Origin of the sequence: Pseudophaeobacter sp. C1-32P7 (assembly GCF_041008775.1) — a bacterium.
Lineage (GTDB): Bacteria > Pseudomonadota > Alphaproteobacteria > Rhodobacterales > Rhodobacteraceae > Phycobacter > Phycobacter gallaeciensis_A.
The window spans coordinates 1-3,678 of the sequence record NZ_JAXGFR010000060.1 but is presented as its reverse complement, the minus strand read 5'-3'; the positions used below and the strand labels follow the sequence as shown (position 1 = coordinate 3,678).

Below are 3,678 nucleotides of genomic sequence, written 5' to 3'. Positions count from 1 at the left end.
GGGGTCGATTCCGGCTGAGTGCAGAATGACACCCTAAGGCTCCCGCTCCCGTCTTTTACCCCCGGTTTTTGAGCCCTCTGACCACCTTCGTTGTGGCGATGAGCGTGGATCGCCTGTTTTGTGGCTGTGAATGCGGCAAGATATAGGGCTGATTACTTCACAACCTTGCCCCCACTTGCCGCCGCCACCGATATTCGCCGGTGAGCAAGATGTGGGCCCACCCGAGCGGCGAGATATGCGCCAGCAGAGCGGGGTCACAATTCAGCCCCGCCCGCTGCCGCGCGGCCACGGCCTGGCCGAGGTGCTTGGTGTTCCAGTAGATGATGATGGCGGCGAGCAGGTTGAGACCGGCCATGCGATAGTGCTGCCCCTCGGCGGTACGGTCGCGGATTTCGCCCTGCCGCCCGATGCGCAGGGCGTTTTTAAGGGCGTGATGGGCCTCACCCTTGTTCAGGCCGATCTGGGCCCGGCGCTGCATGTCTGCGTCGAGCAGCCATTCGATGATGAAGAGCGTACGCTCGACGCGGCCAATTTCGCGCAACGCCAGGGCCAGCTCATGCTGGCGCGGATAGGCCGCGAACTTCTTGAGCAACTGACTGGGCGGCATAGCGCCCGTCACCATGGTGGCCGCGGACCGCAGGACGCCGGGCCAGTTCTGGGCGATGAGGCCCTCACGGATCTTGCCACCGATCAGGCTGCGCAGCTCGTTTTGTGCTGACGCCGGGTCGAAGAGGTAGAGCCGTCTGGATGGCAGGTCGCGGATACGCGGGATGAACCGGAACCCGAGCAGCGACGTCACGGCAAAGACGTGATCGGTGAACCCGCCGGTGTCGGCATACTGCTCTGTGATCTTCCGCCCCGCCTCGTTCATCAACAGCCCGTCCAGGATGTAGGGTGCCTCGCTCACGGTGGCCGGAATGTTCTGGGTCGCGAAGGGCCCGAACTGATCGGAGACATGAGTATAGGCCTTGAGGCCTGGCTCAGAGCCATATTTCGCGTTGATGAGGTTCATGGCCTCGCCCTGTCGAGCGGCGGGGAAGAATTGCCCATCGCTGGAGGCGGTCACGCCACCACCCCAAAACTTGGCCATGGGCAGACGAGACTGCGCGTCAATTACCATGGCGAGGGCCTGATTGATGGCGTCGCTCTCCACATGCCATCGCGACAGGCGGGAGAGCTGGAAGTAATCATGGGTGTTGGTCGCTTCGGCCATCTTACTGAGGCCAAGGTTCAGGCCCTCAGCCAGGAGCACCGTCAGCATGCCGATCTGGTCTTTGCAGGGCGCGCCGGTTTGCGCACTTACAAAGGATTCCGTGAAGCCGATATCCGTATCGACCTCCTGCATCAGTTCGGTGATCCGTATGGCGGGCAGCCGGTCGTAAAGATCAAGCACAAGCTCGTCCGCCTCGTCGGGCACGGCTGCGCTCAAGCGATCAACCTGCAGGATGCCGTTCTCGATCGACCCGCCGGGGATGGCCCCCGCACGCGCCGCCTTGGCCAACCGCACCAGGCCGCCGGTCATGCGTGCCTTGCGATCGGCAAGCCAGGCTTCCGGGTCAAGCGGTACTGCCAGTCTTGGTATGTCCTTCACTGCCTCGGCGGGAACCAGAGCCTGATTCAGATCGCTGTAGCGCCGGGAATTCGGCACCCAGATATCGCCTGAGCGGAAGGCATCCCGCAGGTGGAACAAAACCGCCACTTCCCAGAGCCGGTGGCCGTCTTCCTCCTGGGCATTCAGATGGCGATGCCATTTCGAGCTGCGCCGCAGGAAGCCAACCGGTCGCTCCTCGGGCCTTTCATCGTCCGCGATCAGCGTGCTGGCCTGTAGCAAGGGCGCAGAGACCCCCGCCGCCTGAATATCCAACGCGCGCAACATGCGTGGGGCATAGCGCCGGAACCGGTGATAGCCCTGACCGACATGCGCCAAGGGGTCAGCGGCCATCGTGTCCGTCAGCTCGGCGGCAGTGGCAACCAACCCTTCAAGCCGCTCCCATCCACACCCCAGCTCCGTCGCCTGATCCAAGGGCGCGCCATCACTTCTGGCGTCGAGCAAGGCGGCACCAAGGGATTTGAAGGCGCGCAGGGTGTCCTGCACCGCCGTTTTAGCGTCAGCGATCTTGGCATCGCAGAGCTTTTTGGCACCCTGCCATGTCTTGCCGACGATCCGATCGTGGGTCTCGATCACCGCGTCCGTAAGCGCCGCACGCCACGCGACCACGCAGACCGCGATGATGGCCAGGCGGCGATCACTGCTGATGTCGCGCAGGCCATCAGCGAAATAGCGTTCACCCTGACGCTGCAGGCGACTCACCCGATGGGGTGGAATGCCCCAGAGAATATCAGGCGACAGGTTCATCTCTTGCAGGAATTCCAGCCGGTCGAGCAGGCGGGTGGCATCAGCCGAGTTCTGCCCCACCTCGAATTGGCGCAGCCAGACGAACCGGCTGACCTTGCCCTCGACCATTTCCGTAAGCAGGCCATCGAGGCGGGCTTTCAGGGTATCATCCAGTCGGTCCACGATGGCGCTATCGATCTGGCGTTCCGCCGCGACAAGCGCATCCGCACAGAGGCGCTCGATGACGGATACACCCGGAAGGATGGTCCGGGTCCGGCGGCACTCATCGACAAACCGGCGGGCCAAATCATGGTTGGTGGCCGCGTTCTCCGCCTCACCCGCAAGCCAAGCCTTCAGCTCACGTGCGCGGTGACCGGAAAACATCTTGAAACCGTGGAGCTGGCGGAGGTCGTGAAGATGTTGCTGACGGGTCTGACGCCGAGCGGCGTAGGGAAGGATCTCATCCCCGGTCATGCCCAATTGGGCCCCAACAAACCGGACGACGGGCTCAGGGATCACCTCGCGAGACGATAGCAGGCGGCCCGGATGTCGCAGCGCGCATAGCTGTAGCGCGTACCCGAACCGGTTCTCTGAACGCCTGCGCACATTGATGTGCTCAAGGTCGTCATCCGACAGCGTGTAGTGATAGAGAATGCTGGCTTCGTCTGTCGGAAGGTCGAACAGCGCCGCGCGTTGGCGCGCGGTCAGGATGGTGCGGTGCGCCATAGTTCTTTTGCTTTCTATAGAGCGTTTGTGTATATTTGATTTCGATACATATTAAGATTTACTTGGGTCCGGATATGCAAGGCCACACCAAACAGCATCACAAACGACCGTATGAGATAGCCCCATGCTGATAGGATATGCCCGGGTCTCGAAAGCTGACGGCAGTCAATCCCTTGATCTGCAGAGAGACGCGCTCATCGAAGCGGGCGTGGCAGTCGACGGGATCTACGAAGATCAGGCTTCAGGTAAGCGTGACACCCGGCCGGGCCTCGATGCATGCCTCAAGGCTCTGCGCAAAGGCGATGTCCTGGTCGTTTGGAAGCTCGACCGCCTCGGCCGCGACCTCAAACACCTCGTGACAATCGTGCAGGAGCTGACCGATCGCGAGATCGGTCTGCGCGTCCTCACGGGCCAAGGCGCACAGATCGACACGACCACAGCTGCAGGACGGCTGGTTTTTGGCATCTTCGCTGCCTTGGCAGAATTTGAACGGGAACTGATCCGCGAGCGCACCATCGCAGGCCTCAAGGCCGCTCGGGCGCGGGGCCGAAAAGGGGGGCGTAAATTCGCGCTAACAAAAGCCCAGGTACGTCTTGCGCAGGCGGCCATGTCGAACC

At 62.2% G+C, this 3,678-nt stretch carries 2 protein-coding genes; one reads left to right on the top strand and one right to left on the bottom strand.

The features are described 5' to 3' along the window. Window positions 1-157 precede the first annotated feature (157 nt). Window positions 158-3,061, bottom strand: coding sequence for a Tn3 family transposase (locus SM763_RS23950; protein ID WP_369000070.1), 2,904 nt, complete (start codon window positions 3,059-3,061; stop codon window positions 158-160). Between the two features lie 124 nt (window positions 3,062-3,185). Here SM763_RS23950 and SM763_RS23945 point away from each other — a divergent pair. Beyond that, on the top strand, window positions 3,186-3,678 hold a 493-nt coding region (locus tag SM763_RS23945; RefSeq protein WP_369000068.1), incomplete at its 3' end, for a recombinase family protein.